Here is a 17,949-nt window from a genome sequence, read left to right on the forward strand (position 1 = left end):
ACGCTTGGGGCATGAGTACGCCAACGACTCCCGGCTGGTACGACGACCCGCAGGACGACACCAAGCTGCGTTACTTCGACGGCGTGATCTGGAGCAACCACACGACGCCCCGGTCCACCCGTCCGACGGCAGCAGCCTCGCAGACCGGGCAGCAGCAGTTCCCGGGTCAGGGACACCCGCCCCAGTACCCGGGCCAGACACAGGGCCAGACACAGGGTCAGGGTCAGGTGCAGGACCAGCCGCAGGGGCAGCCTCCGCAGGCGCCGGGCGGGTCTGCCTCGCCGCCGGCCACCGGAGCGGGCGCACCGGGACAGCAGTACCCGGGCCAGCAGTACCCGGGGCAGCAGTACCCGGGGCAGCAGAGCCCGCAGTTCCCCGGCGCCCCCCAACAGGGTGGCTGGAACGCCCCCGCCTACCCGGGGATGCAGCCTGCGGCGACCACGCCGGACGGCCAGCCGCTGGCCGGGTACTGGCAGCGCGTCGGCGCCTACCTCATCGACGGCATCATCCAGTTCCTGATTCTCCTGGTGCTCGGCGGGTGGCTGGCCTTCAAGGCGATCCAGCCGGTGTGGGACGAGATCACCACCGCCGTCGACTCGGGGGACACCTCGACGCTGGACAGCATCAACACCAGCGCCGTCAACTACGGCTACCTGCTTGCCTTCGGGGTCGTCGGTGCGCTGATCGGGTTCGCGTACGCCATCTTCTTCCTGACTCGCACGGGGGCGACTCCCGGCAAGTCCGCAATGGGGATCAGTGTGCGGTTGCGCGAGCGCCCGGGACCGCTGACCGTCGCCGTGGCTGCGAGGCGCACCTCAGTGCAGGCCGTGCTGAGCCTGCTCGGCAACATCCCGCTGGTCGGCAACCTCTTCTCGCTGGCAGCCTTGGTGGACCTCCTCTGGCCCGCCTGGGACGACAAGAAGCAGGCGCTCCACGACAAGCTCGCCAAGACCAACGTGGTCGTGGGCAAGCAGCCGCGCAGCTAGGACTCAGCGCGCCGGGAGGATCGTGCCGCTGACCTCGGCCAGGTCGAGGCGAACGCCGTCCGCGCCGGTTGCCCACGCGCGCAGCACGACGGTGTCGCCGTCCTCGAGGAAGGTGCGCTCGCTGCCGTCATCGAGCCGGACCGGTTCGGTGCCGTTCCACGAGAGCTCGAGGAAGCTGCCGCGGGTGTCCTTCGCGGCGCCGGAGATGGTGCCCGAGCCGAAGAGGTCACCGCTGCGGATCGAGGCGCCGTTGACCGACAGGTGGGCCAGCATCTGGGCGGGCGACCAGTACATGTCGCGGTACTCGGGTCGGGCGACCACGCTGCCGTTCCACTCCACCTCGAGGTGCAGGTCCAGTCCGAACACGGAGTCGGCGTCACCACGCAGGTAGGGCAGCGGCTCTGGGTCCTGGCCGGGAAGCGGCACCCGGGCCGACGCCAGGGCGGCCAGCGGGGTGACCCAGGCGCTGATCGACGTGCCGAACGACTTGCCCAGGAACGGTCCCAGGGGGACGTACTCCCACGCCTGGATGTCCCGGGCGCTCCAGTCGTTGAGCAGGACGACACCGAACAGGTGCTCCTCGGCGGCTCGGCCGACCTCGACCGGCTCGCCCAGGGTGGTGCTGCCGCCCACGACGAAGCCCAGCTCGGCCTCGATGTCGAGCTTGCGGCTCGGGCCGAAGGTCGGCGCCTGGTCGGTCGGGGCCTTGCGCTGGCCCTGCGGCCGCACGACGTCGGTCCCGGAGACGACGACCGTGCCCGAGCGTCCGTGGTAGCCGATCGGCAGGTGCTTCCAGTTCGGGGTGAGCGGCTCGGAGTCGGGGCGGAAGATGCGCCCGACGTTGGTCGCATGGTGCTCGCTGGCGTAGAAGTCGACGTAGTCCGCGACCTCGATCGGCAGGTGCAGGGTGACGCCCTCGAGCGGGAGCAGGTGTGGCCGGACGCCGTCCTCGTGGACGTCGTCGGTGAGGATCTCGACCAGCCACGCGCGGGCGACCGCCCAGGCCTCGTGCCCCAGCTCGAGGAAGGGGTTGAGGCTCGGCTGTTCCCACGCCGCCGTGAGGTCGGGGCCCTCACCCACGCCGAAGGCGTCACGACCGATGCGCGCCACCTCGCTGGCGTCGAGCACCCAGTCGCCGACCCGCACACCGACCCGCGGGGCGGTGTCCGGCGTCGAGAAGACGCCGTAGGGGAGGTGGGCGACCCCGAAGGGGTGGTCGGCGGGGAGGTCGAGCCAGGTGCTGGCGGAGGACAAGTCAGGCTCCTTGGACGAGGCCGAGCGTGGTGAGCTCGCCGATCGGGTCGGTCACCTCACAGCATCCGTATGCCGTGAAGAAGGCGCGCACGATCGCCGCGTCAGCGGCGCTCATGCGGGTGATCTGGGGGACGAGGACGGCTGGATCACGTTCCGCCAGAAGGGGAACGAGCTCATCGACGTCCTCACCGTTGAGTGCCCAGCGCACCGCGGCCAGGACGTTGAGGAGGCCATGCTGCTCCTGTCCGTCATGGGTGCCCCGGACGGTGTGGTGCAGCCCCCCGGTGAGCTTGAACCCGAGGTCGTGGTCGATGGCCGTCCGGATGAACGTCGCGAGCTCTCGTTCGTCAGGCCAGGCCCACGTCTCTGTGGCGCCCGTGCGGAACTTCGCCTGCAGCGCAACGGAATCCGAGGCATCCGCAGCTATGTCGGCGATCGCGGCGAGCTGGTCGGCCCCCCGCGGCACCTCGAGGCTGACGGGCAGCCCGCCGAAGTCGGTGGCCCGCCAGTCGGGCGTCCAGCCGAGCTCGACCCCGGTCACCTCGACGAGTGCGGTCGACCGGAGTTGCCGCACGGCGGTGGCCACCTCGACGCGGGGCGTGCCCGGCCGGCCGATGACCACCACGGTCAGGGGTGTGCCGTCGAGGAGCCCGGCGAGGTCACGAGCGGCGGAGGCGGGGACGAGCAGCGGACCCACGCACGCGGCATACCCGCTGGTGCGGTGGAGGCGGTGCCGGCGCACCGCCTCGGGAAGGGGGGCGTTGCCCGGGGGGAAGACGGCGGCGTCGTCGACCAGCGAGGCGAACAGCGACGGCTCGGCCGGGCGGTCGGCGAGCGCCTCCGGCAGCGATGTCATGGCGGTGAGGCTACTAGGGTGGGGCGGGGCCGAGGACCCGGCCCGCACCGACGCGAGACCACACCGAGGTGGACCTGTGGCGCACTACCAGGCGATGGGCAGCATCCCGCCCAAGAGGCACACCCAGCACCGCCGGCCGGGGGCCCGCGGCACGAAGGGCGAGCTGTACTACGAGGAGCTCATGGGGGAGGAGGGGTTCTCCTCGGACTCCTCGCTCCTCTACCACCGCAACATCCCCTCGACCATCGCGGGCGCCCGGGAGTGGTCCATCGGTGACCTCTCGACCAGGCCGAACCACCCACTCGTGCCGCGCCACCTCAAGCTGCACGACCTCTTCGAGGCCAAGGACGTCAAGAGCACCGATGTCGTGACCGGGCGGCGCCTGGTCCTCGGCAACGGTGACGTCCGCATCTCGTATGCCGTGGCCGGGGCTCCCAGCCCGTGGTACCGCAACGGGATCGGCGACGAGTGCGTCTACGTCGAGCGTGGCAGGGCACGCGTCGAGACGGTGTTCGGGGCCTTCGACGTTGCCGAGGGCGACTACCTCGTGATCCCGCGAGCGACGACGCACCGGTGGATCCCGAAACGTTCCACCAAGGAGCCGTTGCGGGCCTACTGCATCGAGGCCAACTCGCACATCACGCCGCCCAAGCGCTACCTGAGCAAGTTCGGCCAGCTGCTCGAGCACGCGCCCTACTGCGAGCGCGACCTCCGCGGGCCGTCGGGTCCACTCCTCGCGGAGGACGTGGGGGCCAAGGCGGACGACGAGACCGACGTCTTCATCAAGCACCGCGGAAACGGGCCGTCCAGCAGTGGCGGCATCGTGGGAACCGTCCACACGCTCCCGTTCCACCCGCTCGACGTGGTCGGCTGGGACGGCTGCCTCTACCCCTACGCGTTCAACGTGCGCGACTTCGAGCCGATCACCGGCCGCGTCCACCAGCCGCCGCCCGTGCACCAGGTCTTCGAGGGCTGGAACTTCGTGATCTGCAACTTCGTGCCGCGCAAGGTCGACTACCACCCGCTGTCGATCCCCGTGCCCTACTACCACTCCAACGTCGACAGCGACGAGATCATGTTCTACGTCGACGGCGACTACGAGGCGCGCAAGGGGTCGGGTATCGGCAAGGGCTCCGTCTCGGTGCACCCCGGCGGCCACGCGCACGGGCCGCAGCCCGGTGCCTCCGAGGCCTCGATCGGGGTGGAGTTCTTCGACGAGCTGGCGGTCATGGTCGACACCTTCCGCCCGCTGGAGCTCGGCGAGGGTGGCCGGGCGGTCGATGACGGCGCGTACGCCTGGTCGTGGAGCCGGGGTGGTGCTGCCTCTGGCGGGACCACCCGGGGCGCCGAGGGATCGGACTACAGCATCGGGTGACGCCGGGTTGAGTGCACAATGCCGGTTTTGTGCACACCATGGTCGGCTATCCGCCACAGCGGTTAGGGTGGAAGAACCGCCACGTCGACGCAGCCGTGGCTCGCGCCCCGGGCACTCCGTCGAGAGCCCGGACACCCTCAGGTTGGAGGCACTCATGACGTCCGCCCGCACCGTCGCCCGGGAGCTCGCCGTGCAGGAGCGCAGCCGTCGCGAGATGATCGCGATGGCCGTGGTCGGAGGAGCTGGGGCCGCCTTCTTCGGGGGTGCGACCCGTGCGGACGCTGCGCTGGACGCGGGGCCCGCCGCGAGGCCCGGGGCTGCCGGCACGCCGGGGCGGTTCCGCCTCACCGTGCTGGGGACGACGGACACCCACGGCAACGTCTTCAACTGGGACTACTTCAAGGACGTCGAGTACGACGACTCGGCCCACAACGACATCGGGCTGGCCAAGATCTCGACCCTCGTGACGGCCCTGCGTGCCGAGCGGGGCTCGGCCAACACCCTTCTGCTCGACGCCGGTGACACGATTCAGGGAACGCCCCTGTCGTACTACTACGCCAAGGTCGATCCGATCACCATCCCCGGCGGTCCCGTCCACCCGATGGCCAAGGCCATGAACGCCATCGGCTACGACGCGGCGGCGCTGGGCAACCACGAGTACAACTACGGCCTCGACACCCTGCGCACCTTCGAGTCGCAGTGCGACTTCCCGCTGCTGAGTGCCAACTCGGTCGACTGGGCCACCGGCGCCCCGATCTTCAAGCCCTATCTCATCCGCACCTTCAAGGCGCGTGGTGGCAAGGACGTCAAGGTCGGCATCCTCGGCCTCGTGACACCGGGCGTCGCCATCTGGGACAAGGCCAACGTCGAGGGTCAGGTCCGCTTCCCGGGCATCGTCGAGCAGGCCAAGGTCATGGTCCCCAGGCTCAAGGCCGCCGGCTGCGACCTGGTCATCGTGTCCTGCCACTCGGGAGCCAAGCCCGGGTCGTCCTACGGTGACGCGCTGCCCTTCCCCGAGAACGCGTCGCGCCAGCTCGCCGAAGAGGTGGCCGGCGTGGACGCCGTGCTCGTCGGCCACGCCCACGTCGAGATCGTCGAGGAGCTCGTGCCCAGCAAGGTCACGCCGGGCAAGAAGGTCCTGCTGACCGAACCGCTGAAGTGGGGCATGCGGCTGTCGGTGATGGACTTCGACCTCGAGCTCGTCAAGGGGCGCTGGCAGCTGGTCGCTTCGCACTCGCACGTGCTCAACGCCAACGCGGTGCCCGAGGACCCGGAGGTGGCAGACCTCGTCCGTGACGACCACGCGGTCGTGCGCACCTACGTCAACTCCGTCATCGGCCGGTGCACGGTCGCCATGTCAGCGGCAACCGCACGGTTCGAGGACACCGCCGCGATCGACTTCATCAACCACGTCCAGGCCGAGGCAGTGAAGGCTGCCCTGGTGGGCACTCCCGACGAAGTGCTTCCGGTGCTTTCCATCGCCGCGCCGTTCAACCGCGACGCTGCCATCCCCGCCGGCAACGTCACGGTCCGCGACATCGCCGGCCTCTACATCTACGACAACACGCTCCTGGGGATCCGCTTCACGGGGGCACAGGTCAAGGCCTACCTCGAGTTCTCGGCCGCCTACTTCAAGACCGTGACCAGCCCCGGACCGTACGCGCCGGACGACGTGACCGGCGCCCTGAGCCCCACGACCGGGAGCCCCATCCCTGACTACAACTACGACATCATGGGCGGCCTGGACTCCTCGCTGGCCTACGACATCGACATCGCCCTGCCCGTGGGGCAGCGGATCGTCGACCTCACCTACCACGGCCAGGCCATCGATCCTGCGGCACAGTTCGTCATCGCCATCAACAACTACCGCCAGTCAGGTGGTGGCGGCTTCCCCGGAGTGACCACCGCGCCGGTGCTGTACAACGCGCAGGTCGAGATCCGACAGCTCCTGATCGACTGGACGGTCGACAAGGGGGCCAACAAGGAGCCCATCGACCCGACCACGTTCACGACCTACGACTGGAAGCTGGTCGCCAACGGTGAGCCCGTCATCGTCGAGGGCGCGGCCGAGGGTGGGCGGCACTAGCGTCGCAGGACCTCAGGTCGTGGTGAGCCGGTAGCCGCGCTTGACCACTGTCTGGATGAGTCCCTTGTGTCCCACGGCCTCACGAAGGCGGGCCACAGCCACTTCGGCGGTGTGAGGATCGGTCGAGTCGCCCGGCAGCACCGCCAGGACCTGCGCTCGCGTCACGACCTCGCCCCCGGCCGAGGTCAACACCCGCAGCACCTCGAGCCCGCTGGGGGACACCGGCAGCACGTGGTCGTCGAGCAGGGCCACGGTACGACGGACCTGGAGGCGCCCGGCGCTGGTCAGGACGGCTGAGGTCTGGGCTTGTTCGTAGTGGCTGACGAGGGTGCGCACCAGCGCGCCGAGGCGGCCCCGGTCGGGCACGATCGGCTCGATCCCCCTGTCCTGCAACGGTTTGGCCGTGATCGGGCCAACCGCGGCCATCACCATCGTGCCGCTGTGGACCCTGGACAGCACGAGCTCGCCCACACCCTGGGCGTCGACCTCGGCCAACCAGGCGGCCGCCCCAGGAGCCGAGGTGAAGACGGCCGCGTCGATCTCGCCGTCCGCGGCCGCGATGACGGACAGCTTCAGCGCCACGGGGTCCGGTGGCGGCCCCCAGCGGTACACGACCAGGCTGCGGACCAGCGCCCCAGCCGCGGCGAGCTCGGTGTCGAGGCCGTCGGCACCGGCGCCATGGTGCTGCACCGCGATCCGTTGCTGGGCAACGCCTTCAGCGAGCAGCAGGTCGAGGATCTCGGCGCTCGTCTCGGACTCCGCCACCCAGTCGGCCTGCAGCCCGGCTGCCTGGATCGCCCCGTGCGCCTTGGGGCCTCGCGCGATGATGCGGGCTCTCGAGAGAACCGTGACGAGCTGCTCAGCCAGGCCCGCGGCGTCGGCCGCCTCCACCCAGCCGCGGAACCCGATCCCGGTCGTGATCACGACGGTCTCGGGGGGCTCGGCGAGCAGCTCCCTGGTGTGGGCGAGCAGCTCCTCGTCGTGCTCGTGAGGCACGATGCTGAGGGCTGGGGCGTGCCGGACACTGGCGCCGCGGCGGGTCAGCGCGGAGGCGAGCTCGCCCGATCGACGGTCGGCCGTGATGAGCACGACGCAGCCGGCCATGACCTGGCCCAGGCGAGCGCTCACGCGCAGCCCTCGAGGAACCCCGGCGCCGCAACGGCACCGATGACGATCACGGCCGGAGCCCTGACGCCGCCCACTGCGCAGACGTCGGCGATGGTCGAGATGGTCCCTGTGGTGACCCGCTGGGTGGGCAGGCTGGCGTTCTCGACGACCGCGACCGGGATCGTGTCGGAGGCGCCGGCGTCCAGCAGCCGGGACATGTGTTCGGCCAGCAGGGAGACGCCCATCAGCACGACGAGGGTCGCCTCGCCGCGGACGACGGCAGAGACCGCAGTGTCGTCGAGCCGGCCGTGACCGTGGGCCACGTGCAGAGCACCGACCGTGCCCCGATGGGTGACGGGAATGCCTGCGACGGCAGGAGCGGACAGCGCCGAGCTGACGCCCGGCACGACTTCCACCGGTATGCCGTGGGCAGCCAGTGCCAGCTGTTCCTCGCCACCGCGTCCGAAGAGGAAGGGATCCCCACCCTTGAGCCGCACCACCAGCCGTCCACGCCCCGCCTGCTCCACGAGGATCGCGTTGATCTCCTCCTGGGTGACCGCATGCAGGCCCGGGGTCTTGCCGACGTCGATGACCTCCACGTCGGACGGCAGGTCGGCGAGCACGCTGGTCGGGCCGAGCCTGTCGGTGACGACCACATCCGCCTCTGACAGGAGGCGCCGCGCGCGCAGGGTCATCAGGTCCGCAGCGCCGGGCCCGCCCCCGACGAGCACCACCCGCCCCTGACCGGCTCGTGCACGTGCTCGACGGTGCCGGAGGTCGACCTCGCCGTTGCGCAGGCTCGCCGCGAGCTGGTCGCGGACAGCGCGAGCGCGTGCCGGGTCGGGAGCACCCTGGGACACGACCGCGAGGCTCAGGCCGGCCAGGTCGGTCGTCGCCGGGGTGCGGGCCGAGCCGTGCTCGGCCGCGCTGGCACAGATGCTCCACACCCGGCGCGCGGTCGCCCACGCGCAGACCATGGTGTTCGTCCGCGGGTCGTCGGTGGCGGCATGGACCAGCCAGACCCCCTCGACGTCGGACTCCTCGACCTCCCTGTCGTGCCAGCCCACTCGTGCGGCTGCGACCAGGTCGACGAGGTCCTCGCAGAGATGGGGAGCCACCACCGTGACGACTGCGCCGTCCGCGACCAGCCGGGCTGCCCGACGTGCGGCAACGGGGCCGCCACCGACGACCAGCACGGGGCGATCCGCGACCTCGAGGCCGACGAGCGTCGTCACCCGGCACCGTGCTGCACGGTCAGGTCAGGCTCAACGGTCAGGTCAGGCTCAACGGTCAGGTCAGGCTCAACGGTCAGGTCAGGCTGAACGGTCAGGTCTGGCTGACCCGGCAGGAACGGCCGCCCGATGCTGATCACGCCGTCGAGCAGCTGCACCGGGTAGACGAGCAGGTGCCGGGCGTCCTTCCCGACGGAGTCCAGGCACTCGCCGGTTCGCAGGTCGAAGACCTGCTTGTACATCGGTGAGGCGACGGTCGGTGCTCCGCCGCGGGTGCCGACGATGCCCCGCGACATGACGTGGGCGCCGCTGTACGGGTCGAGCTGCTGCACGGCATACACGGCGTCGTCGTAGGCGCGGAACAACGCGACCTGGGCACCGTCCACCAGCGCGCAGGCACCGCGCTCGCGGGGCAGGTCCTCCAGGGCACAGACCGGCTGCCACGTCGCTTCCGCTGCACGTGACGAGAGGCTCATCTCGGCGGTCATCGGCGCACCTCCAAGGTCGTTCCGGCGATGAGCACCGAGCCATCGGTTCGTTCGGTCGGCGTGGCCGGTCGGGCCTGACCACGCTCGCTGACGTAGGCGAGGGAGTCGTCGGCCTGGTCCGGCGCGTTGACGAAGGACCCGAACCGGCGCAGCTTCTCGGGGTCGTCCAGCGCAGCAGCCCACTCGTCCTCGTAGCCGTCGACGTGGCCCGCCATCGCGTCGTCCAGGTCAGCGGCGATGCCCAGGGAGTCCTCGAGCACGACCGCCCGGATGGCGTCGAGCCCGCCCTCGTGGTCCTCCACCCACATCGCGGTGCGCTGCAGCCGGTCCGCGGTGCGGATGTAGTACATGAGGAAGCGGTCGATGGTGCGCACGAGGGTCTCGGTGTCGAGGTCCTCGGCGAGCAGCTGGGCGTGCTTGGGGGTGAAGCCGCCGTTGCCGCCGACATAGAGGTTCCAGCCGTTGTCGGTCGCGATGACCCCGACGTCCTTGCCTCGTGCCTCGGCACACTCCCGCGCACAGCCCGACACCCCCAGCTTCAGCTTGTGCGGGGACCGCAGTCCGCGGTAGCGCAGCTCCAGGGCGATGGCGAGACCGACCGAGTCCTGCACGCCGTAGCGGCACCAGGTCGACCCGACGCACGACTTCACGGTGCGCAGCGACTTCCCGTAGGCGTGGCCGGACTCGAAGCCCGCGTCGACGAGCCGCTTCCAGATCTTCGGGAGCTGCTCGATGCGAGCCCCGAACAGGTCGATCCGCTGGCCACCGGTGATCTTGGTGTAGAGCCCGAAGTCCTTGGCGACCTCGCCGATGACGATCAGCCCCTCGGGCGTGATCTCGCCGCCCGGGATGCGAGGGACGACCGAGTAGGAGCCGTCCTTCTGCAGGTTGGCCATGACGTGGTCGTTGGTGTCCTGCAACGAGGCCCGCTCACCCTCGAGGATGTGTCCGGTGCCGAGCGAGGCGAGGATCGAGCCGATGACGGGCTTGCAGATGTCGCAACCGCGGCCTGTGCCGTGGCGGCCGATGATCTCGCTGAAGGTCGTCAGGCCCTGGACACGGACCACGTCGAACAACTGTGCCCGCGAGAGCCCGAAGTGCTCGCACAGGGCGTTGCTCACCTCGACGCCGGACTTCTCGAGCTCGGTGGTGACGAGGCGCTTGACGAGCGGGAGGCAGGAGCCGCAGCTCGTCCCGGCGCGCGTGCACGCCTTCACCCCGGCGAGGTCGGTGCAGCCGTCCTCGGTCACCGAGCAGCGGATCGCCCCGGCGGAGACGTTGTTGCAGGAACACACTGTCGCCTCGTCGGGCAGGTCGCCCGCCGGTGCCGGCGCGGACCCCTCGGGGAGGAGGTATGCCGCCGGGTCGCCACCCAGGGGGCGACCCACCATCGGGCGGAGGGCGGCATACGCACTGGCGTCGCCGACGAGGATGCCCCCGCGCAGGGTGCGGGCGTCGTCGGACATGACCAGCTTCTTGTAGACGCCGGCGACCGGGTCGGAGATGACGACCTCGAGGCCGCCGGGCTCGGCGGCGAAGGCGTCGCCGAAGGACGCGACGTCGACCCCGAGCAGCTTGAGCTTCGTGGACAGGTCGGCGCCGGGGAAGGTGCCCTCGCCACCGAGCAGCCGGTCGGCGACGATCTCGGCCATGGTGTAGCCGGGGGCGACGAGTCCGAGGGTCCGTCCACCGATGCAGGCGACCTCGCCGACAGCCCAGACGGCGGGGTCGGCGGTCGCGCAGGAGTCGTCGACGACGACGCCACCGCGCTCGCCGACCTCGAGTCCGGCGTCCCGCGCGAGCTCGTCGCGCGGTCGGACGCCCACGGCGAACACCACGACGTCGACGTCGAGGGGAGCGCCCTCGGCGAACTCCATCTTCGCGACGCGGCCCAGGCGACCGACGATCTTGGACGTGGCGGTGCCGGTCCGGACCGTGACGCCCAGGGCCTCGATGAGCCGGCGCAGTGCCTCGCCGCCGCCGTCGTCGACCTGGAGGGGCATGAGGCGCGAGGCGAACTCGACGACTGTCGTGCCGACCTCGAGCGCGGTGAGGGCGCCAGCGGCCTCCAGCCCGAGGAGCCCGCCGCCGACGACTGCTCCGCGCAGGGGTCGGCCGAGCTCCTCGCGCAGCTTCTCGACGTAGGCGCGCAGGTCGGCGACGTCGTCGATGGTTCGGTAGACGAAGGCCCCACGGAGGTCCTTGCCGGGGACCGGGGGCACCGCGGCATACGAACCCGTCGCCAGGACGAGCGAGTCGTAGGGGAGCGTGCGGCCGTCGGACGTCGCCACCGTGCGGGCCTCACGGTCCACCGCGGTCGCGGCGACGCCGCGGCGCAGGGTGACCAGTGGGTCGTCCCAGAGCTCCTGCCCACCGAGGGCGAGGTCGTCGGGGTCGCGCCCGGTGAAGTACGACGTCAGGGCGACCCGGTCGTAGGGTGCCCGCGGCTCCTCGCACAGGAGCGTCACCGCCCACTCGCCGGCGGTGTCGCGCGAACGCAGGGCGTCCACGAGGCGTCGGGCGACCATGCCGCCGCCGACCACGACAAGCTGGCGCGGAGACGGGTTCTGGACCATGGCGGCCACGTTAGGAGACCGCGGTTTCAGGGCTGTGGATCACGTGTTTCCCCTTCGTTACGTGGTTCTCACCCAGGCGGAGGTCGGAGGGTGAGGAATGGGCGGGGGCGGTGTCGCCCGCTGCGCTCGGGCCCGCGCTGGACGAGAGCCAGTCCACGAGGGCGCACACGTCGTCGGTGCACCCACCGCAGCCCGTGGTGGCGCGGGTGGCGCCGGCGACCTGGTCCACGGTGCTTGCCCCCTCGTGGACGCACGCCGAGATGTCGGCCTTGGTGACGCCGTTGCAGCGGCAGATCGTGGTGTCGTCGGGGATGGCGCCGGGCGAGGTGGGCGCGCTCGTCGGGTGCGGCGCGAGGGCGGGCAGCAGCAGGTATGCCGGGTCGGCAGGCACCGGTGTGCGTCGGGTGTACGTCGTGACGAGGTCTGCCGCCACCGCGCCGGCACCGACGCAGGTGGCGCCGACGAGCCTGCCGCCGGACACGACCACCTCGATGTGGCGGCCGACGTCGGGGTCGCTGAGGCGCAGCGTGCGCTGTGCCGGGTCGTCGACCCGCTGCGAGCCACACACCCCCATGGTCACGACGTCGAGGCCATGCGCCTTGAGCCGCACGACGTCGCTGCCGACCGTCGACGGTTGCCGCGACGTGGAGGTCGGCCTTGGCGCCGAGGGATCCGGTGTCGTGGCGTCTCCGCACAGGTGCGCGGCGAGCCGTCGCGACTGGTCCCAGCCCTGGGCGACCAGGCCGGTGCCGCCCTCGGGCGGCTGGGCACAGTCGCCGATGGCGAAGACGCGGGCGTCGTCGGGCGAGCGGAGGTTGTCGTCGACGACGACGCCGCGGTCGACGGTGAGGCCCGCGGCGCTGGCCAGGGCGGTGCTGGCGAGGGTGCCGGTCGCGAGCACGAGCAGGTCGGCGGGGACCACCTCGCCGTCGTCCAGGCGCAGGGCGTGGAGCCGACCGCCCTCGACCAGGGCTTCGGTCGCGCCCACGCCGACGCGGTGGTCGATGCCCAGGCCCGACATCGCGAGCTCGACGACCCGCCCGGCCTCCTCGTCGAGCTGGCGCTCCATGAGGGTGCTCGCGGGGTGGATAACCGTCACGGCTACTCCACGCCTGGCGAGTCCGCAGGCGGCCTCCATGCCCAGCACGCCCGCGCCGAGGACGACGGCGCGGTGGGCGTTCAGCGTGGCGGCGACGATCTCGCGGGCGTCGTCGATGGTGCGCAGGGCGTGGACGCCACTGGTGAGGTGGTTGCCGGTCCACAGCCCCGGGAGCGGGGGAACCCGCGCCGCCGAACCGGTGGCGAGGACGAGGCGGTCGTAGCGCAGGCGTGCGCCCTCGTCGGTGACCACGAGCCGGTCCTCGCGGTCCACGTGGGTCACGCTCTCGCCGCGCATCACGTGCAGCCGGGGGCTGGAGGGTGTCGGCAGCGTGAGGGCGGCCAGGTCGTGCTTGCCCGCGACGACCTCGCTGAGCAGCACCCTGTTGTAGGGCTCGCAGCCTTCCGCGCCGACGACCGTCACCTCGAACCGGCCGGCAGCGTCGGCGCCCAGCAGGTCCTCGACGAAGCGCGAGCCGACCATGCCGTTGCCGACGACGACCAGGCGGGTCATGTCCGGGCCTCGGCAGTCACGCGGTGGGTGCCCTGGTCCGCGAGCTGGACTCGCGCCGGTGTGACCTCGACGGCGCACACCTTGAACTCGGGCATGCCCGAGATGGGGTCGGTCGCGTCGCTGGTGAGGCGGTTCGCGCTGCTGGTCCCTGCCCAGTGGAACGGCATGAACACGGTGTCCGGGCGGATGGAGTCGGTGATGCGTGCCGGGACGGCGACCGAACCCCGGCTCGTCGTCAGGCGCAGCCTCTCACCCTCGACGACGCCGAGACGGGCAGCGAGCAGGGGGTGCACCTCGACGAAGACGCCGGGGACCGCTGTCGCCAGCGCCGGGACCCGTCGGGTCTGGGCCCCAGACTGGTAGTGCTGCAGGACACGGCCGGTGATGAGGTAGAGCGGTGCGTCCGGGCGCAGGTCGTCCGCCGGTCCGACGTGGTCGACGGCGACCATCCGGGCACGCCCGTCCGAAGTGGGGAAGGACTCGCCGAACAACCGTGGCGTGCCCGGATGCGGGGCCTCGCCGTGAGCAGTTTCGGGACACGGCCAGAACAGGGCCTCCCCGGTATCGAGGCGGCTGTGGCTCAGGCCGCTGTAGTCGGCCCGTCCGCCCCGACTCGCCCGTGCGAGCTCGTCGAAGACCACGCTCGGCTCGGTGTCCCAGGTGCCTGCCGAGCCGAGACGTGAGGCGAGCTGGGCCCAGACCCACAGCTCGCTGCGCACACCAGACGGGGCGTCGACCACCTTGCGGCGTCGGATCACCCGGCCCTCGAGCGAGGTCATCGTGCCCTCCTCCTCGGCCCACTGCGTGACGGGCAGGACGACGTCGGCGAGCATCGCGGTCTCCGACGGCACGAAGTCGCAGACCACGAGGAGGTCGAGCGCACGGAGCCGATCAGCGACCGGCTGGGCGTTGGGAGCACTGACGAGCAGGTTGGAACCGTGCACCAGCAGGGCGCGCGGGCCACCTGGTGTGCCCAGCGAGGCCAGGAGCTCCACGGCCGGCTTTCCCTTTCCCGGCAGCGACGACTCCGGGACACCCCAGACACCGGCCACGTGGGCGCGCGCGTCGGGGTCGTCGATCATCCGGTAGCCCGGGAGCTGGTCGGACTTCTGGCCGTGCTCGCGGCCCCCCTGGCCGTTGCCCTGACCCGTGACCGCGCCGTACCCACTACCCAGGCGGCCGGGCAGGCCGAGCAGGAGGGCGAGGGTGATCGCCGCCGAGACAGTTGCCGTCCCTTGTCGGGACTGTTCCACGCCCCGTCCGGTGAGGACGAATGCCCCACGTCCGCCCTGCGCGGGACTCGCCGCGGCCAGCAGCCGGGCGCAGTCGCGCAGCAGCCCCGCAGGGACACCGCACACCTGCTCGGCTCGCTCCGGCCACCACGCGGCGCAGCGTCGGCGCACGTCCTCGAGGCCGGTGGTGCGGGCCTCCAGGTAGTCGGCGTCCGTGAGGTGCTCCGAGAGCAGGACGTGGGCGATCGCCAGGAGGACGACCAGATCGGTGCCGGGCACGGGCTGCAGGTGCAGTCCCTGACCGTCCTTGGCGAGGTCCGCGGTGGCGCTGCGGCGGGGATCGACGACCACGAGCCCGCCGCGCCCACGAACGTCCGCGAGGTGGGCGACGGAGGGTGGCATGGTCTCGGCGAGGTTGCTGCCGAGCAGGAGGACGGCGTCTGCACCGGCGAGGTCGGTCAGGGGGAAGGGCAGGCCGCGGTCGATGCCCAGGGAGCGGTTGGCTGCGGCGGCCGCGCTGCTCATGCAGAACCGGCCGTTGTAGTCGATGTTCGCCGTGCCGAGGGCGATTCGGGCGAACTTCCCCAGCTGGTAAGCCTTTTCGTTCGTGAGTCCGCCTCCGCCGAACACGGCCACCGCGTCGGCGCCGTCCTCGCTCCGGATCCGCAGGAGCCGGTCCGCGACGAGGTCCAGCGCCTCGTCCCAGCCGACCGGGGCCAGCTCACCGTCGCTCCCACGCACGAGCGGCGTGGTCAGCCGCCCGGGGGTCGTCAGCAGCTCGCCACTCGTCCAGCCCTTCTGGCACAGGCCCCCCCGGTTGGTGGGGAAGGCCCGGCCCTCGACGGTGACGCCGTTGGCACCGTCGAGTCCGGGGGTGGCCGTGAGGGTCTGGGCGCACTGCAGCGCGCAGTACGGGCAGTGGGTGGCGACGCCTGGGCTCCCAGCGCTGGTGGCGCTGGGAGTCGGGCTGCCGATGGTGTCGGGCGTGGGGGTCAATGGGTTTCCCGGCTCAGATCGTCTCGCCGGCGAGCGACGAGCTGCGCCGCGCGTACACGGCATACGTCGTCGCGGCCATGAGCAGGTAGGCGACGATGAAGACCCAGAGCGCTGGGACCAGCGAGCCGTAGTGCGCCTTCGCCATGGCAAAGCCGCGGGGGATGAAGAAGCCGCCGTAGGCGCCGACCGCACCCGCGATCCCGATGCAGCCCGCAGCCGTCTTGCGCGCGATCGGGAGGCGCTCCGGGCTGACGCCCGCGCGGAAGACCGCGGGGATCATCCGGTAGGTCGCGCCGTTGCCGATGCCGGCACCCACGAAGAGCACGAGGAAGGAGCTGAAGAAGACGACGAAGCTGTGCGACTTCAGCCCCTCGATGGCGCCCAGAGCGCCTGCGGCGAGCAGCACGAACGAGGCGATCGTGACGCGGGCGCCGCCGAGCTTGTCGGCGACCATGCCGCCCAGCGGCCGGGTGAGCGCGCCGGTGAGGGCACCGAGGAACGCGATGGTCGTCGGGGTCTCGGGGAACTGCGTCTTGAGCAGCGTCGGGAACGCGCCCGAGTAGCCGATGAACGACCCGAAGGTGCCGATGTAGAGGAACGAGATGATCCAGGTGTGCCGGTTGCGGGTCGCCGCGGCGAAGCTGCGGTAGTCGGACTTGGCTCCGGTGAGGTTGTCCATCCCTCGCCAGGCCAGGATCGCAGCGATCACGGCCAGGGGGATGAACATGAGGCCGGCCCGCTCGAGGTGGGTCCCCGCCCCGATGACGATGACCGCGGGCACGACCATCTGCACGAGGCCCGTGCCGAGGTTGCCGCCGGCTGCGTTGAGGCCCAGGGCCTTGCCCTTCTCCGCCTCGGGGAAGAAGAAGGAGATGTTCGTCATCGAGGAGGCGAAGTTGCCGCCCCCGAAACCGGCGAGGGCCGCGCACGCGAGGAGCAGGCCGAACGACGATGTGGGCTGCGTCACCACCCACGCCAGTGCAGACGCGGGGATGAGCAGCAGCAGGGCCGAGATGATCGTCCAGTTGCGTCCGCCGAAGCGCGGGACGGCGAACGTGTAGGGGATCCGCACGGTCGCGCCGACCAGGCTGGGCACGGCGATGAGCCAGAACTGCTGGTCGAGCGTGAGGCTGAACCCGGCTGCCGGCAGCAGGGGGACGACCACGCTCCAGAGGGCCCAGACGCAGAACCCGAGGAACTCGGCGAAGACGGAAAGGCTCAGGTTGCGCCGGGCGATCGAGCGCCCGCCCCCGCGCCAGAACGTCGGGTCCTCAGGATCCCAGTGGTCGATCCAGCGGCCGGACCGGTGGATCGGGGCAGACGTGGTGGTCGAGGTGGTGGTTGAGGTGGTGGCAGGTGTGGCGCCGGCCGTGCTGGCCGGCGCCGTCGCGGTGGCGGAGTCGCCCGAGGTCAGGTTCGTGGTCACCCGGGAAGCGTGACAAACGGATGTTTCGCACCCCTGCGACCGCCGTAAAGCGCTCGTAACACTTGCCGCACAGTCCCGTCATCGGGTCTGTGAGAAGTTCCGGGTGGGAGGAGGGGTAGGCCGCGCGGCTCCTACGCCCTCACGACCTCACCACGGGTGGCGACCTCTGCAGCAGCCAGATCGGCCAGCGCTGCCGCCGTGCTCTCGGGAGAAACCCCTGCGGTGAGGTCGAGCAGCACCGTCGTGTCGAAGCCCTCCTCGGCGGAGTCGAGGGCGGTCGCGCGCACGCAGTAGTCGGTGGCGATGCCGACCACATGGACCTCCTCGATGGCCCGCTCGCGCAGCCAGTCGGCCAGGCCCACCGTCACGTCCGCCTGCACGGTGTGTCCTTCGAACCCGCTGTAGGCCGCGCTGTGGTGGCCCTTGCGGAAGATCGCCTCCACGAACTCGAACGCCGGTTCGGCCGCCGGGTGGAACAGTGCACCGTCGCTGCCCACTCGGCAGTGCACCGGCCAGCTGTCCACGAAGTCAGGGGCCTGGCTGAAGTGCGCGCCAGGGTCGTCGTGCCAGTCGGCGGTGGCGACGATCGCGGCATAGTCGTCGTGGTGGGCGAGCACGTGCTCGCTGATCCGTCGCGCCACCTCGGCGCCCCCCACCACGGCGAGGGAGCCCCCCTCGCAGAAGTCGTTCTGCACGTCGACGATGACCAGCGCGAGGCTCATG

Annotated in this window: 13 protein-coding genes; 3 read left to right on the top strand and 10 right to left on the bottom strand. The window is 71.2% G+C overall.

The features are described from left to right. Positions 1 to 11: 11 nt before the first annotated feature. Positions 12 to 986, top strand: a complete 975-nt coding sequence (locus AC1DWP_RS14595; protein WP_477615199.1) for an RDD family protein — start codon at positions 12 to 14, stop codon at positions 984 to 986. 3 nt (positions 987 to 989) lie between these two features. On the opposite strand, the gene fahA is transcribed toward AC1DWP_RS14595, so the two are convergent. Together fahA and AC1DWP_RS14605 are read right to left on the bottom strand one after the other, a co-directional pair. Continuing rightward, the gene (fahA, locus tag AC1DWP_RS14600; RefSeq protein ID WP_477615200.1) at positions 990 to 2,240 is read right to left on the bottom strand and encodes a fumarylacetoacetase; all 1,251 of its coding nucleotides are present in this window, start codon (positions 2,238 to 2,240) and stop codon (positions 990 to 992) included. A 1-nt stretch (position 2,241) separates the two neighbouring features. Then, on the bottom strand, positions 2,242 to 3,096 hold the full coding sequence (locus AC1DWP_RS14605) for a hypothetical protein (protein WP_477615201.1): 855 nt from the start codon (positions 3,094 to 3,096) through the stop codon (positions 2,242 to 2,244). A 76-nt stretch (positions 3,097 to 3,172) separates the two neighbouring features. On the opposite strand from AC1DWP_RS14605, the gene AC1DWP_RS14610 reads away from it, so the two are divergent. Together AC1DWP_RS14610 and AC1DWP_RS14615 are read left to right on the top strand one after the other, a co-directional pair. Continuing rightward, the gene (locus AC1DWP_RS14610) at positions 3,173 to 4,471 is read left to right on the top strand and encodes a homogentisate 1,2-dioxygenase domain-containing protein (protein WP_477615202.1); all 1,299 of its coding nucleotides are present in this window, start codon (positions 3,173 to 3,175) and stop codon (positions 4,469 to 4,471) included. A 154-nt stretch (positions 4,472 to 4,625) separates the two neighbouring features. After that, a complete protein-coding gene (locus AC1DWP_RS14615; RefSeq protein ID WP_477615203.1) occupies positions 4,626 to 6,557 on the top strand; it encodes a bifunctional metallophosphatase/5'-nucleotidase in 1,932 nt (643 codons plus the stop codon). 12 nt (positions 6,558 to 6,569) lie between these two features. On the opposite strand, the gene AC1DWP_RS14620 is transcribed toward AC1DWP_RS14615, so the two are convergent. The 8 genes from AC1DWP_RS14620 to AC1DWP_RS14655 all read right to left on the bottom strand — a co-directional run bounded on the left by AC1DWP_RS14620 (position 6,570) and on the right by AC1DWP_RS14655 (position 17,948). After that, positions 6,570 to 7,661 carry a uroporphyrinogen-III synthase gene (locus AC1DWP_RS14620; RefSeq protein WP_477615310.1) on the bottom strand — a complete coding sequence of 364 codons (1,092 nt, stop codon included), beginning with the start codon at positions 7,659 to 7,661 and terminating at the stop codon, positions 6,570 to 6,572. A gap of 20 nt (positions 7,662 to 7,681) precedes the next feature. Then, positions 7,682 to 8,899 carry a uroporphyrinogen-III C-methyltransferase gene (cobA, locus tag AC1DWP_RS14625; protein ID WP_477615204.1) on the bottom strand — a complete coding sequence of 406 codons (1,218 nt, stop codon included), beginning with the start codon at positions 8,897 to 8,899 and terminating at the stop codon, positions 7,682 to 7,684. Continuing rightward, positions 8,896 to 9,384 carry a nitrite reductase small subunit NirD gene (nirD, locus tag AC1DWP_RS14630; protein ID WP_477615205.1) on the bottom strand — a complete coding sequence of 163 codons (489 nt, stop codon included), beginning with the start codon at positions 9,382 to 9,384 and terminating at the stop codon, positions 8,896 to 8,898. The genes cobA and nirD overlap by 4 nt, the downstream gene beginning before the upstream one ends. Next, positions 9,381 to 11,960 (bottom strand): nitrite reductase large subunit NirB, encoded by a 2,580-nt coding sequence (gene nirB / locus AC1DWP_RS14635; protein ID WP_477615206.1) that lies wholly within the window; start codon positions 11,958 to 11,960, stop codon positions 9,381 to 9,383. The genes nirD and nirB overlap by 4 nt, the downstream gene beginning before the upstream one ends. Positions 11,961 to 11,970: 10 nt before the next feature. Then, positions 11,971 to 13,572: an FAD-dependent oxidoreductase gene (locus AC1DWP_RS14640; RefSeq protein WP_477615207.1), complete on the bottom strand. Its 1,602-nt coding sequence runs from the start codon at positions 13,570 to 13,572 to the stop codon at positions 11,971 to 11,973. Beyond that, positions 13,569 to 15,779: a molybdopterin oxidoreductase family protein gene (locus AC1DWP_RS14645; protein ID WP_477615311.1), complete on the bottom strand. Its 2,211-nt coding sequence runs from the start codon at positions 15,777 to 15,779 to the stop codon at positions 13,569 to 13,571. The genes AC1DWP_RS14640 and AC1DWP_RS14645 overlap by 4 nt, the downstream gene beginning before the upstream one ends. A 34-nt stretch (positions 15,780 to 15,813) precedes the next feature. Beyond that, the gene (locus tag AC1DWP_RS14650; RefSeq protein WP_477615208.1) at positions 15,814 to 17,226 is read right to left on the bottom strand and encodes an MFS transporter; all 1,413 of its coding nucleotides are present in this window, start codon (positions 17,224 to 17,226) and stop codon (positions 15,814 to 15,816) included. Positions 17,227 to 17,357: 131 nt separating this feature from the next. After that, on the bottom strand, positions 17,358 to 17,948 hold the full coding sequence (locus AC1DWP_RS14655; protein WP_477615209.1) for an isochorismatase family protein: 591 nt from the start codon (positions 17,946 to 17,948) through the stop codon (positions 17,358 to 17,360). Position 17,949 lies beyond the last annotated feature (1 nt).

The organism is Pedococcus sp. P2_F6, assembly GCF_056403675.1.